The following is a 23,810-nucleotide window of genomic DNA, read 5'->3' as shown; positions in this document are numbered from 1 at the left end:
ACTCACACACAAAAGCACACCATCATAATGAATCGCACGCCCCTCCTTTTCGTCTCCACCTTCCTTCTTGCCATCATCACAATCGACACTTCGATCTACGCCCAAGATGCCGCCGCGACTCCCCCACCGGGCACCAATGCCACGATTCTTGCCGACGAACTTGTCAACCTCCTCCACTTGGAAAAAACCGCCAATTCCATGAGGGCAAATCTCGAGAGCGCGACCGCTGCTCTCAGTGGGAATGCCATGAAAGGCGTATCGCCCGATGCCAGGGTACAGGCCGAAAAACAATCAAGTCGGACACTCGACATCATCTTTTCCGCCATGAGTTGGGACAAAATGAAGCCCGTCTATGTCTCTGTCTATGCGGAGACTTTCACTCCGGAGGAGCTTCGGGCAATGATCGCCTTCTACAAGACGGATGTTGGGCAAAAGTGGCTCGAGAAGCAGCCGCAAGTTCAGACCGCCATCATGCAGAAGTCCATGGTCTTTATGGGGGGAATCCAGAGTAAGATTATGGAATCAATTAAGAACGTAGTGCCTGACCCGGGCACCCCTCCTACGCCCTCCGCCTCATCAACTCCTTCTGCAACCAAGTTGCCATAGGAACGCCTGAATTCTCTTCCACAAACAATTCCCTCCACTGACAGACTGGCGCGGTCAGAAAAGCCCGCAATTTATTGTTGAATAACTCATGTGATTGAGCGAAAGGGAATAATGCATTTTATTCGCATTCCCATCGCCCTGCTATCATTCCTTTGTTTCACGACACTATCTGCAAAGGCAGATGGATGGCTGACCGACTATGATGCCGCTCTTGCCTCCGCCGCAAAGCAGAACAAGAAAGTCCTTCTCGACTTCACTGGAAGTGACTGGTGCCCTGGGTGCATACGCTTGAAGAAACAGGTCTTCGACATGCCGCAATTCAAAGATTTTGCAGATAAAAATCTGGTATTGGTTGAAATCGATAAACCTTATCAAAAAACTCTGCCGGCCAAGTTAGCAAAACAGAACGAAGAACTAGCTGATCAATATCAAATTGATAAGTTGCCCACGATTATTCTGCTTTCTCCACAAGGAAAAATTCTAAAACAGCAAAGTATTTTCATGGATGGCCCGCAGGGCTTCATCGACTGGGTGAATTCGGGCAAGTAGAAGGCGTCCGTAGAACCACTGAGGTGGTTCCTAAGTTGCTAGCTTCCCAAGCCTCTCTCTAACAGCAGGTGCGACTTCTGTGCCTAGTATCTCAATGGCGTTTAACGCTTTCTCATGGGGGAGTGTGCCCGGGCTCATCTGAATTGTGATTCGGTCGATGCCGCCGAGCACCTTGTTGTAATGGAGGATCTTCTCTACTCCCTCTCGAGCATCACCGATGATGAGCGCCCCTTCCCCATCACAGAGAGCATCGAAATGGGAACGTTGGACCGCGGGCCAGCCCCGTTCCTTTCCGATCTGACCGAACATCCGCTCGTAACCGGGGAAGTAGTCATCACGGGCCTCCTGCTTCGTCCCCGCGAAGGAACCAAGGGCGTGGATGCCGACCTTGAGCTTCTCGGGTGCATGGCCAGACATGGTACCAGCCTCACGGTAGAGATCGACCAACGGACGAAAACGATCCGGCTGACCCCCGATGATTGCGATCATCAGCGGTAGACCGAGGGATCCGGCGCGGATTACTGACTCAGGAGAACCTCCCACACCCACCCAGATGGGAAGTGGATTCTGAAGAGGACGGGGGTGGATTTCCTGATCCCGGAGCGGCGGCCTGTGCTTTCCTGACCAGGTGACGCGTTCGTTCGCACGGATCTCTAGTAGCAGGCGGAGCTTCTCGTCGAAGAGGGAATCGTAATCTCCGAGGTCGAGCCCGAAGAGCGGATAGGCCTCGGTGAAAGAGCCACGTCCGGCAACAATCTCCGCCCGACCTCCCGAGATCAGGTCAAGGGTGGCAAACTCCTGAAAGACCCGCACCGGGTCAGCGGCACTCAGCACAGTCACGGCGCTTACCAGCCGTATCCTTTGGGTCCTAGCCGCCGCCGCAGCCAGAAGAACAACCGGCGCAGAATCAAGGAACTCCGCGCGGTGATGTTCCCCTATCCCGAAGACATCAAGTCCAACCCGATCGGCCGCCTCCACTTCCTCTAGCAGATTTTTGAGTCGAATGACCGGATCGACCATCGCTCCCGTCACGGGATCGGCTAATGTGGCGACAAAGCTATCAAGTCCGAGCTGCATCACTTTTGTCAGGGCCTCCAGGTGGAAAAATACTCAGCCACCGCTTCTTGCCAAGGTCGAGGAGTGACACCGGTGACACGCGTGAATTTCGAAGTATCGAGCGCTGTGCGGGGGGGGCGTACAGCGATGAAGGCCTTCATGTCAGAGAGCTTCAGTGGAGCCACGGTCGTGGTTAGCACGGGGATGCCGTTTTTCTTGGCGCACTCGAGGGCATACTCCCCGTAGTCTCGCCAGGAGCAGGTGCCGCTGTTGCAGAGATGATAGACGCCCCCCGGCACAGTGAGTTTCAGAAATGCGGCAAGCCAGACCGCCATGTCCTCGGTGTAACTGGGAGTGGAAGTTTTGTCATGGACGGCGGCCGCTTCCGGAGAGGTGAGCGCGCGCTTCACGATGGCATCGACAAAGCTGGGCTTGTCGGGACCGAAGACCCAGGAGACACGCACGACGCAGTGTAAGGGCGATGCCGTTAACACCTCGCGATCTCCTTCCAGTTTGGTAAGGCCGTAGTGACTGAGAGGTTTCGGATCATCCTCTTCGGTGTAAGGACGGTCGAGAGATCCATCGAAGACATAGTCCGTTCCGATGTGAATTAGTCGGGCACCTCGTGCCGCACAGAGACGGGCAATGCGTCCAGGTGACTCGGCATTGATCCGGGCTGCAGCTTCCCGATCCCTCTCACAACCGTCGACATCAGTGGCGGCGGCGCAGTTCACGACTACATCGCCAGACCCAAACTCGTGGGTAGCCAGGCTCGCCTCCGCCTTAATGGGATCAGTAAGATCGATATCCGCTCGGGTCAAGGCCACCACATTGACATCGGGAAGTGCTTTCCACCGGCGAGCAAGAGCTGAGCCAAGCCGGCCGTTGGAACCAAGGATAAGAACCTTCATGGGAGAAATGATAGATTCAGTCCTTCATAATTCATAATTCATAATTCATCCTTTTCTCCATGCCTCCCACCTACCTCTGCCAACGCTGTACAGCCTGCTGCCGCTGGCCGGGATTTGTCCGGGTGACCGAGCAGGAGATCAATGCGATAGCGAACCATCTGGGTATTGAGGAAGACATCTTCGTCCAGCAGTATACCCGACTCCGCCCTAACAGGGGCGGATTGGCACTGATCGATCAGCAAGATGGCGCCTGCTTTTTCCTGAAAGGAAATGAATGTTCGATCCAGTCCGTGAAGCCTCAGCAATGCAAGGATTTCCCCAATGCATGGAACTTTCCCGGGTGGCGCGACATCTGCGAGGCGATCGAGGTTCCCTCCAGAGGAGACTCCTGATAGCATTTCGGTTCAGAAGGCCTGCATTCCATCTTTGACCCGAAGGTCACTCTTCTGTAACCACATTCCGTGGGCATCCGATCTTCCAAACAAAATCCGCTTCAGGAAGGCATCCATCCCTCCGGAGAGGAACGTGTCTTTCAGGGTACGGCCGTTGCTCCTGGGATTGCCGAAGGTAAGGTTCTCATCCATTTCCAGGAGGAGGAATCTATTCCTTTCCGCGACCTTAAGGATCATGAATTGGATGCGGAAGTCGCTCGCTTTGAGGGAGCTTTGCTTGCAACGCGAAAGGAGATTCTTGAGCTCCAGGAACGACTTTCCCAATCGGCAGGAGCAAGCGACGCAGGGATCTTCGACGCCCATTTGATGGTTTTGGAAGACCCAACGCTGATCGATGAAGTGATCAAGGGGGTATGGAAGGAAAAGCATAATGCCGAATTTGTTTTCCAGGGCGTCATCCATAAATTCATCAAGACGCTTTCAGCGATCGACGATCCCTATCTCAGGGAGAGGGCCATTGATCTGGAGGATGTCGCTCGGAGGGTGATTCGTCACCTCTTGGGAAAATCGGGACAAAGACTGGCAGGACATGACCGCAATCACATCATCGTCGCCGATGAGCTCACCCCCTCGGATACAGCCACGCTGAATCGGGACAATGTCGCGGGTTTCATCACGGAAAAGGGGAGCAAGACATCCCATGTGGCGATCATGGCACGATCGTTGGGCATCCCCGCCATCGTGGGACTTGAAGGGATCTGCACCGAACTGGAAAACGGAAGCCTTATTCTGATCGACGGCTACAGCGGCAAGATCTTCCTCAACCCCTCTCACTCAACCCATCTCACCTACCAGGCGATCGCTGAGGAAAAGGAGCTTGTCGAGGAGGGGCTGGAGGTTCTCAGGGAGAGTGATTCGACCACACTCGATGGTCATCATATCGTGCTTGCTGCGAATATCGAGCTTCCGGAAGAACTGGACGAGGTGGCGGCCTGCGGCGCCGATGGGATAGGTCTCTACCGCACGGAATTTCTTTATTTCAATCGCGTCACACCACCTGACGAGGAAGAGCAGTATGCCGTTTACCGCAGCGTGGCGGAGAAGATCAATCCACAGCCAGTCATCATCCGGACCCTCGACATCGGAGGGGATAAACCGACGGATTGCCTGGACCTCGCTCTTGAGCAGAACCCTTTCCTAGGTTGTCGAGCCATCCGCTTCTGCCTGAACAATCCCGAAATCTTCAAAACCCAGCTGCGCGCCATCCTGCGGGCTGGCATCCATGGAAACCTCAAGATGATGTTTCCCATGATCTCGGGCATCGAGGAGCTGTTCCATGCCAAGGCGCTTCTTGCCGAAGCAGCACAAGAACTTAGTGAGCAAGGAGTGCCCCACAAGAAGGACATCGAGCTAGGCATCATGATCGAAGTGCCCAGCGCTGCCCTCATGGCTGATGTGCTGGCCCGCGAGGTCAAGTTCTTCAGCATCGGAACCAATGACCTCCTCCAGTACCTCATGGCCGTCGATCGCGGCAACGAGAGGATTGCCCATCTCCACGACCCCTCGAACCCCGCCGTCGTCCGTATCCTTAAAACCATCGTGGACGGCGCCCATGCCGCAGGCATTTGGGTTGGAGTCTGCGGGGAACTGGCAGGCGACATCGAATTCACCCCTCTGCTCATTGGTCTTGGGATCGATGAACTCAGCGCCAGTGCCGTTCTCGTCCCACGCGTCAAAAAGGCGATCCGCAGTCTGGATGTGACTGCGTGCCGGGAAATCGTGGAGCGAGCGCTTTCCGGCGAACGGGCCGCTGAGATTTATGCCCGTACAACGGGGCTGGCACGGATGCGTTATCCCGATTTATTTTAGAAATCATCCTCACCTCCTGATACCCTACCCTGACATGAAGATCACAACCTCAATCCTCGTCATCCCAGCCATCACACTTCTCCTTGCATCCCTGCCGGCTCAACTCCATGCGGCACCGGACAATGGCTCCGCAACCACTCAACGGATAGCGTTGGGAGCTCCGTCGCTCCGGTACAAGATGATTTCGGGTTACAAACAACCTTTTAACGACGACCTGCAGCTGCATCTCTCCAAGGGATGGACCCCAGTGGGTGGTGTCTCTGTGACCACCTGGAACAACGATCTCTTTTTTGCACAAATTCTGAGCAAACCGACCTCCTCCGAGTAAGGGAGAAAAATGGTGCTCTAAAGAAAAAGATAACTCTCCCGCTGATCGCGGAGAAAAATCGCCGACCCATGTTTCGAAAATGCCACACGGATTGCCTAGTCATACGGGGAGGGCTTCTCTAGAAATTCTACATGCTCAATCCGATCGACCTGAAAGCGAATAAGAAGGCCTTCGAGATCAACATGTCCAAGCCGATCTACGGTACATTCGCCGAGATCGGGGCTGGTCAGGAAGTGGCCCGACGTTTCTTCCATGTCGGGGGAGCCGCCGGGACAGTCGCCAAGACGATCTCCGCCTACGACATGACCTTCTCGGACGCGATCTACGGGAAGAGCACGCGCTTTGTCAGTCGTCAGCGCCTAGGCGAGATGCTCGACCATGAGTACGATCTGCTGATCGAACGTCTGGACGAGAAGGTCGGAGCCGAGCGCACCTTCTTTGCCTTTGCAGACACTGTTGCAGCCCGCTCCTACAAGACGCTCAACGAATCGCACGGATGGATGGGAATCCGCTTCCAGAGTCATCCCCGTACTCAGCCCAACGAGATCATCATGCATGTCCGCATGCTCGATGAGGAGAACCTTGAACAGCAGGAGGCCCTCGGCATCGTCGGCCTGAACCTGATCCACGGGGCCTATTTTCTCCGCAGGGATCCGAAGGCCTTCATCTCATCCCTGTTGGACGATCTTGATTCCAGTCGCATCGAGATCGACATGATCCGATTCTCGGGACCCGACTTTGCCATGCTCGACAACCGTATCATGTGCCTCGAGCTCGTGACCCAGGGACTGGCCCAGGCGGTGCTTTTCCGTGGCGACGGCGAGGTCATCCAGGCGGCCGACATCTTCTACCGCAAGCCTCTCCTTGTTGAGCGCGGAAGCTTCCGTCCCGTCACCAACGTCGCCTATGACATGCTGACCTGCGCCCAGACGATGTTCCTCACCGAGGAGGATCTCGCCGGCGAGCAGCCCGAGATCCTGCACGAGATCACGATGAAGCACCTGATGCGCAGCGGGCAGCTCGACCTTCAGGATTTCCTCGACCGCGTCGACATGCTCGGGGCTCTCGGGCGCACGGTGCTCATCTCCAACTACGGCGAGTATTACCGCCTCATCCAGTATCTCCGCCGCTACACGGACCGATCCATCGGCTTGCCGCTGGGAGTGCCGACGCTCCACGAGATCTTCGATGAAAAATACTACGTCAATCTCGATGGAGGGATCCTCGAGGGGCTGGGGCGTCTCTTCAAAAAGGGGGTCCGTCTCTACGTCTACCCGACACAGGATGAGAAGGGTCACATCCTCGAGGCCTCCTCCTACCGCGTGGAGCCTGGGTTGCAGGCGCTCTATGCGTACCTGCTGGAGAATCGCTTCATCGTCCCGATGGCTGGCTGCAAACTCGATTACCTCGGCATCAAGTCGGTCGACGTGATTGCCAAAATCCAGCAGGGGGATGCCTCCTGGGAAGGGATGGTCCCTCCGCGCGTGGCCGAGATCATCAAGTCACGGAAGTTCTTCGGCTGGAAGGGGTGAGCGGAAGAGGCGGGCGTCATGCCATCATGCCATCACCGCAAATCGGTAGATGGTGGTCTGATCGTAGCGGTTTCCGGGTCGGAGAATGATGTCACCCAATAAGGGCGTGTGCACCGCCCCCGGGCATCCCTGGCACTCTAGGCAGAGTCCCGCGTGCTTCTCGTAGGGCCGCCCTGACTTCCCGGTCAGTGAGCCGTCGAGGATGGTTGCGCTGAAAACCTGCACGCAGTCCTGGGTGGTGAGGGCCGTCATGGTGAGCCCGCTCGCCGGGTCGGCGAGGATGGCGGCCGGCACGAGTTCCCCGGGTGAGGAGCGGCGGATGAAGTGGTTGTCCCCGTGTTGATTGAGAAGGCGGGGGATGGCTTCACCGAGGAGGCGCGGAGTGTTTAAGTCGTTTCCCTGACTGGCGACGGCGCTCTTGGTTCCAAGCAGTGTCATGGTATCGTCGGTGGCGGCGATCTCGTCTGAGAAAACCTGAAGCGTCTGGCTGAGCATGTCCCCGCTCCCCTCGCCGGTGAGGTTGAAGTAGGAGTGGTTGGTGAGACTCAGCGGGGTGGCATGGTCGGTTTCCGCGCTGTAGCGGATCACAAGTTCATTCCGAACAGTCACGGCATAGGTGACCTCCACGCGCAGGTTGCCGGGGTACCCCTCCTCGCCATCGGGGCTCAGGTAGGTGAGACGCAGGGCGGCCTCATCGGCCGAGGGAACCAACTGTTCAGCATTCCAGAGCCGCTTGTCGAATCCCTCCGGTCCGCCATGCAGGTGGTTGGGGGCATCGTTGAGGGTCAGGGGATACTCCTTGCCGTCGAGGGTGAATCTTCCTCCGCTGATTCGTCCGGCTACCCGGCCGACCAAGGTGCCGAAGCAGGGGTGAGGATCGAGGTAATCCTCCAGATGATCGAATCCCAGCACCACATCGATGGTTTTTCCTTCGCGAAATGGGACACGGAGGGCGGTGACGATGCCCCCGTAGGTGATGATGTCGCATTCGAGTCCCTTGCCATTCGCCAGGGTGAAGCGCTCGACGGAACGGCCGTCCGGGAGTCGGCCGAAGGGTGAGCGGGTGATGGAAGGATGGGCGCTCAAAACTCGTCGTAGGCGATCTGGTTAGCGGGAACGCCGAGGTCGGCGAGCATCTTGGTGCAGGCCTTGACCATCATCGGGGGGCCGCAGAGGTAGTATTCGAGGCCTTTGGGATTCGGATGATCCTTAAGGTGGCGTTCCAGCACGACTTCGTGGATGAAGCCCTGAAGCCCCTTCCAGTCATCCTCGGGAAGCGGTGAGGAGAGGGCGAGGTGAAAGTCGAAATTGGGGTGTTCCTTGGCGAGGGTCTCGAAGTAGTCGCCGTAGTAGATCTCCTGACGTGAACGGGCCCCGTACCAGAAGCTGACCTTGCGTGCGGTCTTCTCCGTCTCGAAGAGATGGGAGAGATGGGAGCGCAGCGGGGCCATCCCGGCGCCTCCGCCGATGTAGACCATCTCGCGCTGCGTCGGCTTGATATGGAAGTCGCCGAAGGAGCCGATCGCGGTAACGGTGTCACCGGGCTTGAGGTTGAAGACATAGGCGGAACCGACGCCGGGAGGGCAGTCCTGTCCGGGTGGCGGCGTGGCGATGCGGACATTGAAGCGGAGGGTCCGCTCGGTTTGCTGGTTGGAGGCCAGCGAGTAGTTGTTACGACGGCCGCCTTCGGGATTCCGCGCGACGAGGTCGAAGACGTGCTGGGCTTCCCAGACCGATGCGTACGGTTCGGGAATATCGAACTCCCGGAATCGGATCGTCTCATAGGAGGGGATGTCGAGCTGGAGGTAGTCGCCGGGGGTGAAGGCGATCTTCCCGGAGGGATCGACCGGTTCAAGGACGAGTTCCTTGATGAAGGTGGCCACACTTCGGTTGCTGACGACGCGCAGGGTGTAGGTCTTCTGGTGGGGAGCCCCGGCACCACCGATCCGTGCGATGTTGAGACGAAGGCGGCCGTTGCGTTCCTCCAGAGGGTAGGTGGCCAGTCCGCGGCAGATCGGCGGACGCGCGGGGGATCCGTCGGCGAGGTTGAAGCGTCCGTTGTGCTTGGGGCACTCGATGATCGATCCCTTGACGAGGCCGTCGGCAAGGTGGGTGTTACCATGGGTGCAGATGCCGTCGGTGGCGAAGAGCGCCCCCCGCTCGTCGCGGTAGAGGGCGTAGGTCTTCTTGCCGTGGTCGAAGCGAATCACGTCGGCCGGGCCGAGATCCTGCGCGGAGCAGACCTCGATCCATCCCTCGGCATCGGGTTGTGCGTCGTTGACGTGGAGGCCCTCCTGCAGACGCGCCTTCGGTTCGGGCAGCTTGCGCTTCACGTGATAGGCGGGATCCTTCACCTGACGGAGGACGGAGGGAATGATCTCGCTCCAGGCATGGAGGAGGCTCCGGTAGGGTGTCGGCATATCCTCCTTCACGGCCTGATGAAGGCGCGGGAGCGCATGGTAGGGAACGAGCGGGAACATGTGGTGCTCCACGTGGTAGTTCATGTTCCAGTAGAGATACCGATTGATGAAGTTCATCCGGACGGTGCGGCAGTTAAGGCGGTGATCGAGGACGTTCTCCGCAAGGCCCGCATGCTGGGTCAGTCCGTAGACGACCATGAGCCACGAGCCGACGATGTTGGCCAGGCCTACGAACAGGAGTGGCAGGATGCTGTGGGTCGCAATCGCGAGGGCGATGACCGAGGCGTAGATAAGGACATAGATCCGTGCCTTGCCGTAGATCTTGGGAAACTCGCTCTCGGGGATGTAGGTTTTCTCGTCGGCGCTCATCCGTCCGAACGCGTGCATGAGGATGTGTTTGAAATACTTCGGATAGACCGGAAGGTTGAAGAAGGCCTTGATGATCCCGGCGATGTCGGGTGGGCGCGGGACAGCGATTTCGGGATCGCGGCCGACGATGATCGTGTCGCTGTGATGACGGGCATGGCTCCAGCGCCAGACGGTTGACTCGCGCATGACCATGAAGGAGGCGACCTCGTAGAGGGCATTGTTCATCCAGTCGGTCTTGAAGGCCGTGCCGTGGCCCGCCTCATGCCAGCGCGAGTCGGAGGTGGAGGCGTAGAGGACCGCATACACCATGTAGGGAAGGAGCGCCCCCCAGGTACCCCAGAGCTCGAACGTGGTGTATCCGGCACCAAGGATCAGGGCGAACCAGAGGATCGTGTCGCGGATCGCTGGTCCGTCGCGACGCTCCAGCAACTTCCTCATCGTCGCCCGGGGAATGGGGCATTGGTACCAGTCCGCTTCGGCGAGGCCGCGCTCGACGGCGCGCGCGGCATTTTCACCGGTCAGGCTGTAGTCGAGCTTGGTCGGCGGTTTGGAGATGACGGCGGTTGCGTGGTCGGTGCTCATGGTGGTGGGGGATGGGGGGATGTGAGGTGAGTTCTGGCATCAAGCTAGTCCCTCCGTGAGTTTCGCCAATGGTCAGGAGTCGTGAAAACATGCACGAAATTCGCATCGTTTCTTGGATGCCTCGATAAAATGTGCCAGTTTGCAGGCATTCATTATGCCCTATAAGGACATCAAGACCTCACCCCGGGATGCCCTCGTTCTGAAATATCTCTACGGGGGAGTGGTCCATTACCGTCCGGGCGACCGCCTGGTTCCACGGACCCTGAAGGACTACGAGTTGGTGCTCATGATCGAGGGGACAGCGACCTACCGACATGATGACGAGGAGCATCAGGCTCCGCCCGGGAGCGTGATCCTGGCCCGCCCCGGTTTCCGGGAGTCCTACCGGTGGGACCGCCGCATCGCGACACGACATGCCTATGTCCATTTCGACATCGCCACGATCCCCTCCGACTGGCCCGATCCGCGGGAGTGGCCCGTCTTCCTGGCCAATCCCCCGGAGGTCGTCACTCCGATGCTGAGGCACCTGCTCGAGAACATCGCCACGCAAGGGGAGTCGGACTGGCCCACGCTGAAAGCTGGTGCCGAGGAGAGCCGTTTCCTGCAGTGTCTGATGACGGTCCTTCTCAAGCCCACGCACGACAGTGGGCTCTCCATCGGCGCACGCCTCCCTGATCCCGTCCACACCTCGCTCAACCTGATGAGGGAGATCCTCGACATCAAGCCGGGGAGGGTACTCCAGTTGGGGGAGCTTGCGGCACGGTCGGGCGTGACCGGGAAGCATCTCTGCCGCCTCTTCCAGAAGTCGCTCGGACATTCGCCTATGGAGACATTCCGGCTACTCAAGCTTCAGCTTGCGCTCGCTCTGCTAGGTCGGTCCGGGCTTGCGGTGAAGGAGATCGCCGACCGCTGCGGCTTCGAGAACCCACTCTACTTCACGCGCTGCTTCACCCGCGTTTACGGGAAATCCCCCACGCTGGTGCGGCGCTCCCTGCTAAGGAGTGAGCCGCCGCCACCGAATCCGCTTCCCCCAGAAATCGCCCCGCGCATCTATTGGTGAGGCGCCGCAATTCGGTCATTTCTTAAGCCATGCGGAGGATCTTCATCCAGAGATTGAAGGCTACAAGAATCACGAGCAGTCCGGTGATCTGACGGATCCTGACCGCTGGAAGCAGGAGAGCGCCGGAGCGGGCGCCGATCAATCCCCCGGCGAGCACCGCGAAGGGAAGCAGCCAGTAGGCCTCAAGTCCGGTGGGGTGCCACCCCTGCTTCTGAAGCTGCCCCGCCAGTCCCGAGATGCTGTTGGTGAAAATAAAACAAGCGGCAAGGGCCGCGATCTCGCGTTCCGGGGCCCATCGCGCAAGATGTAGGATGGGGGCTAGAAAGATGCCGCCCCCGATGCCGACGATTCCCGAGAGGAGACCGAGCGGTGCACCAAGCAGCGGCCCGAAGCGACCCATCAGGCGGCGGAACGGGGTCTCGACGGGTTTGCCCGGCTTGAGCGGCACCAGCAGGAGAATTCCCGCGGCGCTGAGCGACAGGGCGAGCAGGAGAAAGAAGGTCTTTTCCCGGATCGGGTAAAGACCGCCGAGATACGCCGCGGGAACCGAGAGCGCGACAAAAGGCAGACTGCGGCGCAGCGAGAAATGGCCGGCCCTTGCAAACTGTGCGAATCCCTGTGCGGAGACGATGAGATTGCATCCCAGAGAAATGAGCGGCAGGAGATGGGAGGGCGTCCCGTGAATCTGCAGGAGCGCCAGATAGGAGGAGCCTCCGGCAAAGCCGACACTTGAGTAGACCAGGGCGACGAAAAAAAACAACGCGGGGAGCAGCGGGGTCATTACTTCATCATCCCCCAATGAAGGACATCTCGACCTTTGGCGGCCCTTCCCCCGAAGCCGAGAGGGCCCGCAGCTCCGAATAGCGGTCCGAACGTGCCCGCCAGAGGCCGGCAATCATCCGGTAAAGTTCCTCGTCGTTGGGATTGCGGGCGCGGATTTCCCCGAGCAGGTCGTGCCCCTGTGTGGCGAAGAGGCAGGTGAAGAGGCGGCCGTCGGCGGAAAGCCGGGCACGCGTGCAGTCGCCGCAGAAGGGAGAGGTGACGGAGGTGATGATGCCGAACTCCACTTGGTCATCCAGGTAACGGAAGCGGCCCGCCACCTCGCCCCGGTAGGCTGGAGAGACAGGCTCGAAGGGCATCACGGCGCCGATCAGATCCAGGATATCCCTTCCACCCACCACCGATTCTGGGCTCCACCCGTTGACATTGCCGACATCCATGAACTCGATGAAGCGCAGCGTGATGCCGGCTTCTTTGAAGTGGCGCGCCATGGGGAGGATTTGCGAATCATTCATGCCGCGCTGGACGACCATGTTCACCTTGACGCCGAGTCCGGCGGCCCGCGCGGCGGCGATTCCCGCCAGCACGAGGTCGGGATGTTTCCCTCGGCCGTTCATGGCACCGAAGACCGCCGGGTCGAGCGCGTCAAGGCTGACGGTGACGCGCCGGAGTCCTGCCCCCGCAAGACGGTGGGCGAAGGAGGGCAGTAGGAGCCCGTTGGTTGTCATGGCCACATCCTCGAGGAGCTCGAATTTCCCGAGCCGTTCCAGGAATTTCACCACGCCGGGTCGCAGCAACGGCTCCCCTCCCGTGATGCGGAGCTTCCGCACCCCGCAGCGGACGAAGGCTCCGATGATCCGGTCCAATTCCGTGAGGCTGATGAGTTCCTCCTTGAGCAGGAAGGCGTGGTCGTCGCCGAAGACCTCCGCCGGCATGCAGTAGGTGCAGCGGAGGTTGCAACGATCCGTCAGCGAGACGCGCAGGTCATGGACGGGACGGCCCAAGGCATCGCTTGGCAGAGCGGCCTCCGGGCCTGTCCGGTGTTCACGGTTCGTCAGTCTCTTTGTTGTTTCCGGCATGGAATGCAGCAAGCTACCTTCGCCTTTGCCTCCATGAAATCACTAATCACGCCTTCGCGGGCCGAGACCCTGATACTTTCCCTGAGGAAGCCCTTTCCCGCGGAGTCCTGCGATTTGGAACGTGCTACGGGAAGAATACTGCGTCAGGAGATTAAGGCTGATCACGATTTTCCTCCCTTCGACCGCGTGACGATGGACGGGGCGGCGGTCCGCGCCGCGGAGATCCGTTCCGGCCGGAGAAGCTTTCGCATCTGCGGGATGGCGGTCGCCGGAGAAGCGGGTGCCGTGCTTCCTTCGGAGGAGGGTGCCGCGATGGAGGTGATGACGGGGGCGATCCTGCCGCGTGGAGCCGACTGCATCCTGCCGTACGAATGGTGCCGTCTGGAAAACGGAACCCTCACGCTCTCGGAGGAAGCGACACCAGAAGCAGGAGCCTTCATCCATGCCAGGGCATCCGATCATCGGGCCGGCGAGGTCCTACTCCGTCCCGGTAGCCGCCTGGGGCCGGTCGCCATCAGCATCGCGGCCGCCTGCGGGTGCGACCGTCCGATGGTCTCCGCGCTCCCTCGCGTGGCGGTGATCGGAACGGGTGACGAGTTGGTGCCCGTGGGGGAAAAGCCCGGACCCGGGCAGATCCGCCGCACCAACATCGCCGCCCTTTCCTCGGCTCTGGAACTGGCCGGGCATCCGCCCTCCGAGACCGGATGCCTCCGCGATGACCCGCAATCCCTCCGGATGGCGCTGGAAGGGATCCTCTCCCGCAACGACGTGGTCGTCCTTACTGGGGGTGTTTCCAAGGGAAAGCGGGACCATGTGCCCGAAATCGCCCGGCAACTCGGCGCCCTGTCCCTCCTGCACGGCATTGCCCAGCGCCCCGGCAAGCCGATGGCGGTCTGGAACATGCCGGACGGTCCCGTGATCTTCGGTCTTCCCGGCAACCCGGTCTCAGCGCTGGTCTGCCTCCACCGCTATCTCCTTCCGTCGCTTAATCGCTGGAGCGGATCGGTTCCCGTCGCAACGCCCCGGATGAAACTCTCCGGAGGCTTCGTGCGCCCCCCCGGCCTGACGCTCTTCCTTCCGGTTGTTGCGGAAAGCAACGGGTCGGTGCGTCCCTTGCCCGTTGCCAATTCCGGGGATTTCGCCGGATTGATCGGCTCCACCGGATTTCTGGAACTGGATGAAACGTTTGCAGAGGGGGGTGAGGCACCTTATTTTCCATGGACCGCACCATGAACCCCTCTGCCCCCACTCCGAACTGGAGCCATCTCGACCCCTCCAATAACCCAATGATGGTCGATGTCTCGGCCAAGCCGGTCACCGCCAGATCAGCCCGAGCCGAGGCGCTCATCGCTCTGCCTCCCGAGGTGGAGGCCCAACTCCGAGACGGGGAGATCCGGGTGCCGAAAGGGCCTGTGTTCCACACCGCAATCATAGCCGGAACCATGGCCGCCAAGAAGACCGCGGAGCTGATCCCCTTCTGCCACACCCTCCCCCTCGACGGGGTGAAGATCGCGATCGCCGCCGCCGGGGAAGGTCTGCTCCGCATCGAGGCCTCGGTGAAGGCGACTCAAAGGACAGGTGTCGAGATGGAGGCCCTCACCGCCGCGACAGTCGCGGCGCTAACCGTCTTCGACATGTGCAAGGTCTTTTCGAGCGCGATGGAAATCCGGAGTGTCCGCCTGCTCGAGAAACGGGGTGGGAAAGCGGATTACATCGCCGATCAGGCCTGATGATGAAGGCGCCGCCGCTCCGAGGTCTCCTTCTTGCGGGGGGAAGAAGCACCCGGATGGGACGCGACAAGGCCTCGATGATCCTGCTTGGGAATGGGCAAACACAGGCGGCGAACGCCCTGCGGTTGCTTGAGGGAAGCTGCGTTCGGGTATTCCTTTCGCTCCGCGAGGGTCAGGAAAAACCGGGGGGTTGCGGCTCCGTGGAGATCCTGCGAGATGCGGTCTCCTGCGGCGGTCCCTTGGCCGGGATCCTGACTGCCATGAGGCACGATCCGGAGGCGGCCTGGCTGGTCCTTGCCTGCGACCTGCCGTTTGTCGACCCGGACGTGATTTCCCGTTTGCTGGCCGGTCGGGACAACTTGCCGTTCACGGCATTTGCCAGTGCCGTTGACGGATTGCCGGAGCCGCTTTGCGCGATCTACGAGCCCGCGGCGCTTCCCATCCTTGAGGAGCATGTCGCGCGGGGCCATGTCTGCCCCCGCCACATCATGGCGGAGGAGGGGGCCCGGCTCCTGGAGCTTCCCGCGGCGGCGCGTCACGCGCTGGAAAACATCAACACGCTGCGAGATCTTGAAATGATGACCCGTTTCAGCGATCCCGGCACCGCCGCGTCGGAACCCGCCGGAGAGACTCCGCGCAGGGAAGTCCGCTTGGGATGGTTCGGCTTTCTCGCCGAACAACATGGCCGCAGTGAGGAGATGCTTGTCACCCCGGCGGGCACGGTCGGGGAGTTATTCGCCGAGTTGACCGCGCGTGACGGGACGGACGGCTTCACGTCCGGTGTCCGCTTTGCGGTCAATGATGAGTTTGCCCCGCCGGATCACCCGCTCAAGGCCGGTGATAAGGTGGTCTTCATGCCCCCCTTTTCGGGAGGGTGACACGCCGTGAACGCAGATTTCTCAATCAGTCAGCATCCCCTCGACATCACGCCACTGCGTGATGCGCTAGCCTCGCCCGATTGCGGCGGCTTCGTCTACTTCGAGGGGCGTGTGCGCAACCACCACGCCGGCCGCGCCGTGACGGCGCTGCGTTATGAGGCCTACCGCGAACTGGCTGAGAAGGAGGGGACGCGCATCGTCGCGGAGATCTCCCGGAAGCACGGGGTGAGGGCTGCCGCCGTCCATGCGGTCGGCGATCTGCATCCCGGCGATCTCGCCGTCTGGGTAGGAGCCGCAGCCGCCCACCGCGAGGCGGCATTCGCCGCATGCCGCGAACTGATCGACGCCATCAAGGACCGGGTGCCGGTCTGGAAGCACGAGACCTATGCCGACGGCAAGTCGTCCTGGATCGCGGGTTGCGACCATGCCGGCCGCTGAAAACCCGGATCACCCGTGAACGTCGAACTCCACGATATCTGGATCTCGTCCGGCCATGATTTCAAGGGGCGTCACGGGCTCGGGCGCCTCGGTCACGTGGTGCGGCGTGTCGCGGAGGTTCTCTGCCATGCCGGAAGAGGGATCGAAGGGGACCGCTACCACGGCGAGAATCCCGGGGGCAAGACACAGATCACCTTTCTCTCCCTCGAGGTTGTCGAGGAGATGCGCCGCACGCTCAGGATCGCGCTTCCCGATCCCTCCGTTCTCAGGCGGAACGTGCTGCTCTCCGGAGTGGATCTCAACACCCTCATCGGACGGAAATTCCGCCTCGGGGGAATCCTCTTCGAGGGAATGGAGGAGTGCCGTCCCTGCTACTGGATGGATGAGGCGGTCGGACCGGGGGCCAACGCTTTTCTTGCCGGCAGGGGAGGATTGCGCTGCAGAATCCTGGACGATGGGATCCTGTGTTGCGGACCGGTGGTGCTTGAGATGATCGATTCCGGTGTGGAAAACACAGGGTCCTGACCGTACGCTCCGGTCATGGCCACCCGATCCGATCCGGAGGAAAATCCGGGCATCAGCCCGTGCCGCGCCCTGCGTCAGGAGGAAGGACGAGAGACGGAGGTCGCCGAGGAACTGACGACCGAACATCCCCTGCAGATCGTCGTGAACGGGCGGGCGTTCTCCATGACTATGAGGACCCCCGGTGCCGAACGTTATCTGGTGAGGGGGCTTCTCCACGCCGAGGGAATTTGCAGCGAAGGGTTCCTGTCATACGATCAGGCCGAGATGGAGGACGGGACGCTGGTGAACGTGAGGATCTCGGATCAGGCGCGGACCGCTGCACCGCGCACGCTCGCTTCCACCTCCTCCTGCGGCATCTGCGGCAGGGAGTCGACGGGAAGGCTCTTCGAGGGGGTGTATCCCGTGCTGAAGGAGCAGTCGGTCTCGGCCACTGATCTGGAAAGAATCCACCGGAATGCCGGACAGCTTCAGCGGACCTTCCAGGGAACGGGGGGAAGTCATGCCGCTTCGGCCGCCACGGCGGGAGGGGAGGTGCTTGCGCTGTTCGAGGATATCGGACGCCACAACGCCGTCGACAAGGTGATCGGATTCCTTCTGGAGAACGGCCTCTCCGGGCGGGCCGACGTGTTGACGGTAAGCGGACGGGTCTCCTTCGAGATCGTCCAGAAATGCGCCCGTGCAGGCATCCCCATCCTCTCGGCGATCTCCGCCCCCTCCTCACTTGCAGTGCAAACGGCCGGGCGCTGGGGGATCACGCTGGCGGGGTTCTGCCGCGAGGGGCGGGCCACCTTCTACAGCGGATTTCAAAGGGTCCGCCGCTCGATTCCTGAACTTCCCACCGGGTGAGAAACCGCTTAAAAGACACACTATGACGAAACCAAAGGACTCCGCCGGAGGCTGGGGGGCGCTCAACTCCTCGATGCATTTCCTCCGCAGGGAGGGATTCCTGAAGGGGAACGCGACCCTCCTGCGCATGAACAAACCGGGCGGCTTCGACTGCCCCGGATGCGCATGGCCTGATCCGAAGAACCACTCGGTGGCGGAGTTCTGCGAGAACGGCGTCAAGGCGCTCACCTACGAGACCACGCACAAGCGGGCGGATCCCGCGCTCTTTGCGAGGCACACGGTCTCCGAGATGAGGGGTTGGGACGACTTCACGCTTGAGAACACCGGACGCCTGACCCATCCGATGGCCTACGATTCCGGAACGGATCACTACGTCGGGATCACCTGGGAGGAGGCCTTCTCGCGGATCGCGGAGCAGTTGCGGAGCCTTGGATCACCCGACGAGGCGATCTTCTACACCTCCGGACGCACCAGCAACGAGGCGGCGTTCCTTTACCAGTTGCTGGGACGCCTCTACGGGACCAACAACTTCCCCGACTGCTCGAACATGTGCCACGAATCGAGCGGTGTCGGCATGGGCGAGTCGATCGGAACCGGCAAGGGGACGGTCTCGCTTGAGGATTTCGAGAAAGCCGACGCCATCTTCATCTTTGGACAGAATCCGGGGACCAATCACCCGCGCATGCTCACCGAACTGCAGCATGCCTCGAAGCGTGGCGCGAAGATCGTGAGCTTCAATCCCCTCATGGAATCGGGACTACTCGCCTTCACCCATCCGCAGCATCCCGTCGACATGCTGCTCAACCGGAGCACCCCCATCAGCTCCAGCTACTACCAGGTGAGCGTCGGGGGGGATCTCGCAGCGGTCCGGGCCATGATCAAGCATATCCTGGAGCTTGAGGAATCAAGACCCGGCATTCTGGACCACGCGTTCATCGGGGATCAGACCCATGGTTTTGACGCGTTCCGCGCCATGGTGAAGTCGACCTCGTGGGAGGAGCTTCTCGGCCAGTGCGGCCTGAGTCGCCAGGAGATCTCTGAGGCCGCGGAAACATACATCCGGGCGGAGAGCGTCATCTGCTGCTGGGCGATGGGACTCACCCAGCACAGGCACGGCGTGGCCAACATCCAGGAAATCGTCAACCTCCTGCTGCTGCGGGGGAACATCGGCCGTCCCGGAGCGGGCCCCTGCCCGGTCCGCGGGCACAGCAACGTCCAGGGCGACCGAACGATGGGCATCACGGAATTCCCGACCGAGTCCTTCCTCGGCGCCCTGGAGAAAAACTTCGGGTTCACCGCCCCTAGGAAGCACGGTTATTCCGTGATCCACGCCATCAAGGCGATGGCGGAGGGTAAGGCGCGCTTCTTCCTCGGTATGGGCGGCAACTTCGCCTCCGCCACCCCCGACTCCGACCTGACATGGAAGGCTCTCTCCAACTGCGACATGACCGTCCATGTCTCGACCCACCTGAACCGCAGTCATGTAATCCACGGCAAGTCCGCGCTGATCCTTCCCTGCCTCGGGCGCTCCGAGGGCGATTATCAGGCAAGCGGCAGGCAGTCGGTGACCGTGGAGGATTCCATGAGCATGGTGCATGCCTCCACCGGCATCAACAAACCGGCTTCCCCGGAACTCTGGTCGGAGCCCGCCATCGTGGCCGGCATCGGCCGCGCCCTCTTCCCGGACGGTCCGGTCGACTGGGAATCCCTCGTCGGCGACTACGATCTCATCCGCGGGCGCATCGAGGCGGTGATCCCCGGCTTCGAGGGTTACAACGCGCGGATCAAGGAGCGTGGAGGCTTCCATCTCCGCAATCCGGCCTCGCACCGGGAGTGGAAGACCGGAACCGGTAAGGCGAACTTCAGCGCCAACCCGCTGCCTGATCTTTCGATCGCTCCCGGGCGCCTGCGTCTCACGACGGTGCGCTCCCACAACCAGTACAACACGACGGTTTACGACTACGGCGACCGCTACCGCGGGATTGAGGGGGAGCGCCGCGTGATTTTCCTGAACGGGGAGGACATGCGCGGACTCGGGCTGGATGAGGGCGTCAGGGTGACACTGCGAAGCCATTCGGGGGACGGAGTCGTCCGGCGCGCCCCAGGCTTCAGACCCGTCGCCTACTCCATCCCGCGCGGATGTGCCGCAGCCTATTTTCCGGAAACCAACGTCTTGGTCGGCATCGACGACCATGCGCTCAAGAGCTTCACCCCGATGTCCAAATACATCGAGATCACGCTCGAGCGGGAGCAGGGATAAGAAAGGGATCCGACGAAAAAACCGGAGCATCCGCATTGCGGAGCTCCGGTTTTTCAATGATCACCGCGGCTCGAGCCGCAGCGATCAACTCTTCTTTTTGGTTTTCTTTTCGGGGAGTGCGGAGGCCTTCCAGGCTTTCTCGATCAGTCCCTTGAGAACGATCGCCTCCTCCCAGCTGTTGGGGAGGCTGTGGAGGTTGTAGCCGCCGGCGATGGGGCCCATCTCCGGGCAGACATAGAGCTCGCGTCCGGCCTGATTTCCCTGACGCCAGACCCGGAAGAGAGCCTCGGCAAAGGGGAGCCATTCCTGGATCTCCGGCGTGAGGTTTCCCTTCCCGTCGGTCACGGGAATCTGACAGTGGTGGCCGTTGAAGGGACGAAGATGGATGAGTTCCGCCCGCTGGATCAGCTTAGGCTGGACGAGCAGCTTCTCTGCGTAGTTGCCGGGATGCAGGTGCTTGACCACCGAGACATGCGAGTAGTCGAGTGTCATCGGGAGGTATTTCCCGGTAACCTTCCGGTAGCCGTCGGCCAAGGCATAGGCTTTCTCTGGGGTTTCCGTGCAGGTGTCGCGGTGGATCTCCACGGAGGGTTCGCAGCCGATCGCCTCCGCTTCCTTCATGAGGCGCAGGGTCAGCTTGAGGGCTTCGGGCGTGAGGGTATCCTCGTCGGCCAACTGGACATTGATGAAGTGGCCGCCGTTGTCGGCGTTCTGCTTGAGCAGTTTGCGGAATTCCTCGGCCTTTGCGGAGGCCAAGTAACCGATGATCATTAGACCGTGTTTGTCGGCCAGTTTTTTGAGTTCGGGCGTCGAGATAGTCGTGATGCCGTCGAAGCCGGCCTCCTTGATGGCCTTGACCTTGCGCTCCAGGGACCATTCCTTCTTGGCGCTGGGATATTGGACAAGCGACCAGGTGTTGGCCACAAAGCGGAGCTTCGGGGGATTGTCTCTTTTCATGGGTTTTTTGTTTTTCATGGGGGTGATCCGTGAATTTCAGTGTTTGCCGCGGCCCGGGAAGGTGAGTTCGGCGACTCCGGATTTATCGAGCTCGCCGAAGCCCTCGGAGACCATCCGATCATACTGCTTCTTGGTCGCCTCGGCGAGGGGGAGGGTGAGTCCCTTTTCCACGGCCAGGGCCAGGGCGATGCCGCTGTCTTTCGCGGCATGGGCGCCGGAGAAGAAGCAGGAGTGGTCGCGGTTCTGCATGTCCTCGCCATCGGTGACGAGCACCCGGGAGTTCGCGCCGGTCTGGGAGAAGACCTCTCGCAGTATGGTCAGGTCGAGGCCGAGGGCCTCCCCTAGTCCCAGTCCCTCGGCGAGTCCCGCGGTATTGATGTTCATGACCATGTTGACGAGCGCCTTGACCTGCGCCGCCTTGCCGGTGGCGCCGATGTGGCGCAGCGAGACGCTGAGATCCTTGAGGATCGGTTCGGCGCGTCGGAAGGCCTGGTCGGTGCCGCCGGTCATGAGGTAGAGGGTTCCTTCACGCGCCTGGGTGATGCTGGAGGCCATGCAGGCTTCCAGGGATTCCGCGCCCGCCTTGTGGGCGAGTTCCTCGACGGCGAGATGCACGGCGGGGGAGACGGTGGCGCAGTTGATGAAGAGCTTCCCCTTCGCCCCCGTCAGCAGGCTGTCCCCCTGCGGTTGGAAAATCTCATGCATCGCCTTGTCGTCGGTGACGACAGTGATGATGACGTTGGCCAGTTCCGTGACGCGAGCGAGCGATCCCACTGCTTCCGCGCCGATTTCAGCAGCCAGCTCGACGGCCAGCGGGGCATAGCTGTCAAAGACGGCTGTGACGCTGTACCCCTGGTCCTTGAGGCGTCGCGCCATGTTGGCGCCCATGCGACCGACTCCGACGACTCCGATGGTTTCTTTGCTCATGATATATGTGTTGGTTGTGAGGTGATCAGACTGCGAAAAACGGATTGGCGGTCTTCTGCTCTCCGACCGTGGTGAGGGGGCCGTGTCCGGAGCAGAGGATGGTCGCATCGGGCAGGGTCAGCACCTGCTCCCGGTTGTTCCGCACGGCGTCGGCGTAGGATACCATGCCGCCACCCATGGAAGCGGCGAAGATCGAGTCGCCGACGATGGCGACCGGTTGGACAAGTCCACCCACGACAAAGGTCACGCCACCCGCGGCATGACCGCTTGTTACGCGCGTTTCCACGGTCAGGTTTCCGATCGTGAAGGAACGGCCCGGCTCGAACGACTCGGCTCCCGCTAACGGCTCCTTCACGCAGACCCAGGCATGGGCGCCGGTTTTCTCGAGCAACCTGTCGAGGTCGAGGACGTGATCCGTGTGGATGTGGGTGATGAAGATCTGCTTCACCTTGAGGTCGTGGGCCGCTGCGAAATCAAGCATCGGCTGGCCGTCGGCCCCGGTATCGAAGAAAGCAGCCTCGCGCGTGGCCGGATCCCAGACGAGATAGGAATTCACCGTCATGTCCTCGAAGACCGTGTTGAAGCAGGCAAGCCCCTCCGGTTCGGCGACCGGTGCGGGTTGGTGGGTTCCCTTGGCCAGAGCCAGCAGGGCGTTGGCGCCCAGTCCCAAGGCTCCGGCCACCTTCGTGAGGGCGGCTTCGTCAAGGTCACCCGCCTTCAGGGATTGGATTACCCCGAGGCTGATCCCGGTGAGTCCGGAGAGAGCCTCGTCGGTGATGGATTGTCCGCGTTGAGCCTTGCCGATGATGTCGGTGAAGCCGTCTTCAAGTGGAATGTTATGGGCCATGGTTTGGAAAATGCAGAGAGTTCCTTTTAAGGCGGGATTTGTCCAACGGGAAGTTCCGTCGAGCAAGTCGCGTCTGCAGGATGCGACTCAGCGTACGATGCCGCGTTCGCTGGTGGCGATGAATTCCGCGAGATGGGTGACGAGTTCCGAGGAGGCGAACTGAGCCCTGAGTGCCTCCAGTCCCTGGGTGGTGTTGAGATTGCTGCGGTAGACCAGCTTGTAGGCATCGCGGAGTTCCCGGATCGCTTCCGGCGCGAATCCGCGCCGCTCGAGTCCCACGAAATTTACGCCGCGGATCTCCGCGGGATTGCCGTCGGCGATCAGGAAGGGAGGGACATCCTGCACGATCTTGGTACAGCCCCCCACAATGGCATGTGCGCCGATACGGCAGAACTGATGGACGCCGCTGAGTCCGCCGATCACCGCATGATCCCCGACAATCACATGGCCGGCCAGGGTGCCATTGTTGGAAAAGACGACATCGTCCCCGACCACGCAGTCATGGGCGATGTGGGAGTATGCCAGGAAGTTGCCTCGGCTGCCGATGCGCGTGACTCCATCCGGCGCGGTGGCGCGGTGAATGGTCGTGAATTCGCGGAAGCAGTTGTCGTCACCGATCTCGAGGTAGGTTGGCTCGCTCTCATACTTGAGATCCTGACTGCGATGGCCAATGCATGAGTAGGGGTAGAATTTGTTACCGTTGCCGATCTTCGTGGGGCCGGCGATGGTGACATGGGCATGCAACTCGCATTGTTCACCGATGACCACGCCTGCGCCGATGATGCAGTAGGGTCCGATGGTGCTGGATTGGCCGATTTTGGCCGTCGTCTCGATGATGGCTGTAGGATGAATGCGTGCCATGACGGACT

General features: G+C 60.7%; 24 protein-coding genes. 14 read left to right on the top strand and 10 right to left on the bottom strand.

The window, feature by feature from the left end; translation table 11 throughout:
• The first annotated feature begins 27 nt into the window (after nucleotides 1-27).
• Together K8R57_07030 and K8R57_07025 are read left to right on the top strand one after the other, a co-directional pair.
• Complete coding sequence (locus K8R57_07030) at nucleotides 28-606, top strand: DUF2059 domain-containing protein (GenBank protein ID MCE9588051.1); 579 nt, start codon at nucleotides 28-30, stop codon at nucleotides 604-606.
• A 111-nt stretch (nucleotides 607-717) separates the two neighbouring features.
• Entirely contained in the window at nucleotides 718-1,155 is a 438-nt protein-coding gene (locus tag K8R57_07025) for a thioredoxin family protein (GenBank protein MCE9588050.1), read from the top strand.
• Between the two features lie 30 nt (nucleotides 1,156-1,185).
• Here K8R57_07025 and K8R57_07020 read toward each other — a convergent pair whose 3' ends face one another.
• Together K8R57_07020 and rfbD are read right to left on the bottom strand one after the other, a co-directional pair.
• Entirely contained in the window at nucleotides 1,186-2,232 is a 1,047-nt protein-coding gene (locus tag K8R57_07020; protein MCE9588049.1) for an LLM class flavin-dependent oxidoreductase, read from the bottom strand.
• Nucleotides 2,233-2,240: 8 nt separating this feature from the next.
• A complete protein-coding gene (rfbD, locus tag K8R57_07015) occupies nucleotides 2,241-3,122 on the bottom strand; it encodes a dTDP-4-dehydrorhamnose reductase (protein MCE9588048.1) in 882 nt (293 codons plus the stop codon).
• 59 nt (nucleotides 3,123-3,181) lie between these two features.
• Here rfbD and K8R57_07010 point away from each other — a divergent pair, with 59 nt between their 5' ends.
• The 4 genes from K8R57_07010 to K8R57_06995 all read left to right on the top strand — a co-directional run bounded on the left by K8R57_07010 (nucleotide 3,182) and on the right by K8R57_06995 (nucleotide 7,243).
• Nucleotides 3,182-3,514 (top strand): YkgJ family cysteine cluster protein, encoded by a 333-nt coding sequence (locus K8R57_07010; GenBank protein ID MCE9588047.1) that lies wholly within the window; start codon nucleotides 3,182-3,184, stop codon nucleotides 3,512-3,514.
• A 69-nt stretch (nucleotides 3,515-3,583) separates the two neighbouring features.
• The gene (gene ptsP, locus K8R57_07005; GenBank protein ID MCE9588046.1) at nucleotides 3,584-5,383 is read left to right on the top strand and encodes a phosphoenolpyruvate--protein phosphotransferase; all 1,800 of its coding nucleotides are present in this window, start codon (nucleotides 3,584-3,586) and stop codon (nucleotides 5,381-5,383) included.
• 34 nt (nucleotides 5,384-5,417) lie between these two features.
• Entirely contained in the window at nucleotides 5,418-5,711 is a 294-nt protein-coding gene (locus K8R57_07000) for a hypothetical protein (protein ID MCE9588045.1), read from the top strand.
• A gap of 131 nt (nucleotides 5,712-5,842) precedes the next feature.
• A complete protein-coding gene (locus K8R57_06995) occupies nucleotides 5,843-7,243 on the top strand; it encodes a TonB-dependent receptor (GenBank protein ID MCE9588044.1) in 1,401 nt (466 codons plus the stop codon).
• 24 nt (nucleotides 7,244-7,267) lie between these two features.
• On the opposite strand, the gene K8R57_06990 is transcribed toward K8R57_06995, so the two are convergent.
• Complete coding sequence (locus K8R57_06990) at nucleotides 7,268-8,329, bottom strand: galactose mutarotase (protein ID MCE9588043.1); 1,062 nt, start codon at nucleotides 8,327-8,329, stop codon at nucleotides 7,268-7,270.
• Nucleotides 8,326-10,614 (bottom strand): NADH:ubiquinone reductase (Na(+)-transporting) subunit F, encoded by a 2,289-nt coding sequence (nqrF, locus tag K8R57_06985; protein MCE9588042.1) that lies wholly within the window; start codon nucleotides 10,612-10,614, stop codon nucleotides 8,326-8,328. Before nqrF ends, K8R57_06990 begins: the two co-directional genes overlap by 4 nt.
• Nucleotides 10,615-10,768: 154 nt before the next feature.
• Here nqrF and K8R57_06980 point away from each other — a divergent pair, with 154 nt between their 5' ends.
• Nucleotides 10,769-11,674: an AraC family transcriptional regulator gene (locus K8R57_06980; GenBank protein MCE9588041.1), complete on the top strand. Its 906-nt coding sequence runs from the start codon at nucleotides 10,769-10,771 to the stop codon at nucleotides 11,672-11,674.
• Between the two features lie 22 nt (nucleotides 11,675-11,696).
• Here K8R57_06980 and K8R57_06975 read toward each other — a convergent pair whose 3' ends face one another.
• Both K8R57_06975 and moaA read right to left on the bottom strand, forming a co-directional pair.
• The gene (locus K8R57_06975) at nucleotides 11,697-12,455 is read right to left on the bottom strand and encodes a sulfite exporter TauE/SafE family protein (GenBank protein ID MCE9588040.1); all 759 of its coding nucleotides are present in this window, start codon (nucleotides 12,453-12,455) and stop codon (nucleotides 11,697-11,699) included.
• A gap of 7 nt (nucleotides 12,456-12,462) precedes the next feature.
• Complete coding sequence (gene moaA / locus K8R57_06970) at nucleotides 12,463-13,533, bottom strand: GTP 3',8-cyclase MoaA (protein ID MCE9588039.1); 1,071 nt, start codon at nucleotides 13,531-13,533, stop codon at nucleotides 12,463-12,465.
• A 33-nt stretch (nucleotides 13,534-13,566) separates the two neighbouring features.
• Here moaA and K8R57_06965 point away from each other — a divergent pair, with 33 nt between their 5' ends.
• Genes K8R57_06965 through K8R57_06935 form a run of 7 tightly spaced genes read left to right on the top strand, consistent with a single transcriptional unit; the run spans nucleotide 13,567 to nucleotide 20,210 of the window.
• Nucleotides 13,567-14,766 carry a molybdopterin molybdotransferase MoeA gene (locus K8R57_06965; protein MCE9588038.1) on the top strand — a complete coding sequence of 400 codons (1,200 nt, stop codon included), beginning with the start codon at nucleotides 13,567-13,569 and terminating at the stop codon, nucleotides 14,764-14,766.
• Entirely contained in the window at nucleotides 14,763-15,263 is a 501-nt protein-coding gene (gene moaC, locus K8R57_06960) for a cyclic pyranopterin monophosphate synthase MoaC (protein MCE9588037.1), read from the top strand. The genes K8R57_06965 and moaC overlap by 4 nt, the downstream gene beginning before the upstream one ends.
• Nucleotides 15,263-16,141 carry an NTP transferase domain-containing protein gene (locus tag K8R57_06955; GenBank protein ID MCE9588036.1) on the top strand — a complete coding sequence of 293 codons (879 nt, stop codon included), beginning with the start codon at nucleotides 15,263-15,265 and terminating at the stop codon, nucleotides 16,139-16,141. Before moaC ends, K8R57_06955 begins: the two co-directional genes overlap by 1 nt.
• A gap of 6 nt (nucleotides 16,142-16,147) precedes the next feature.
• On the top strand, nucleotides 16,148-16,579 hold the full coding sequence (locus K8R57_06950; protein MCE9588035.1) for a molybdenum cofactor biosynthesis protein MoaE: 432 nt from the start codon (nucleotides 16,148-16,150) through the stop codon (nucleotides 16,577-16,579).
• 15 nt (nucleotides 16,580-16,594) lie between these two features.
• Complete coding sequence (locus K8R57_06945) at nucleotides 16,595-17,104, top strand: molybdenum cofactor biosysynthesis protein (GenBank protein MCE9588034.1); 510 nt, start codon at nucleotides 16,595-16,597, stop codon at nucleotides 17,102-17,104.
• Nucleotides 17,105-17,119: 15 nt separating this feature from the next.
• Nucleotides 17,120-17,950: a formate dehydrogenase accessory sulfurtransferase FdhD gene (fdhD, locus tag K8R57_06940; protein ID MCE9588033.1), complete on the top strand. Its 831-nt coding sequence runs from the start codon at nucleotides 17,120-17,122 to the stop codon at nucleotides 17,948-17,950.
• Nucleotides 17,951-17,972: 22 nt separating this feature from the next.
• The gene (locus K8R57_06935) at nucleotides 17,973-20,210 is read left to right on the top strand and encodes an FdhF/YdeP family oxidoreductase (GenBank protein ID MCE9588032.1); all 2,238 of its coding nucleotides are present in this window, start codon (nucleotides 17,973-17,975) and stop codon (nucleotides 20,208-20,210) included.
• Nucleotides 20,211-20,294: 84 nt separating this feature from the next.
• On the opposite strand, the gene K8R57_06930 is transcribed toward K8R57_06935, so the two are convergent.
• The 4 genes from K8R57_06930 to lpxA form a co-directional block, all read right to left on the bottom strand.
• Nucleotides 20,295-21,167 carry a xylose isomerase gene (locus K8R57_06930; GenBank protein MCE9588031.1) on the bottom strand — a complete coding sequence of 291 codons (873 nt, stop codon included), beginning with the start codon at nucleotides 21,165-21,167 and terminating at the stop codon, nucleotides 20,295-20,297.
• Between the two features lie 36 nt (nucleotides 21,168-21,203).
• A complete protein-coding gene (locus K8R57_06925) occupies nucleotides 21,204-22,094 on the bottom strand; it encodes an NAD(P)-dependent oxidoreductase (GenBank protein ID MCE9588030.1) in 891 nt (296 codons plus the stop codon).
• A gap of 25 nt (nucleotides 22,095-22,119) precedes the next feature.
• Entirely contained in the window at nucleotides 22,120-22,941 is an 822-nt protein-coding gene (locus K8R57_06920; GenBank protein MCE9588029.1) for an MBL fold metallo-hydrolase, read from the bottom strand.
• An 87-nt stretch (nucleotides 22,942-23,028) separates the two neighbouring features.
• The gene (lpxA, locus tag K8R57_06915) at nucleotides 23,029-23,802 is read right to left on the bottom strand and encodes an acyl-ACP--UDP-N-acetylglucosamine O-acyltransferase (protein MCE9588028.1); all 774 of its coding nucleotides are present in this window, start codon (nucleotides 23,800-23,802) and stop codon (nucleotides 23,029-23,031) included.
• Between the last annotated feature and the right edge of the window lie 8 nt (nucleotides 23,803-23,810).

This window comes from Verrucomicrobiota bacterium (assembly GCA_021413925.1).
Classification (GTDB): Bacteria; Verrucomicrobiota; Verrucomicrobiia; order Chthoniobacterales; family UBA6821; genus UBA6821.
This window is presented reverse-complemented; position numbering and strand designations above follow the sequence as displayed.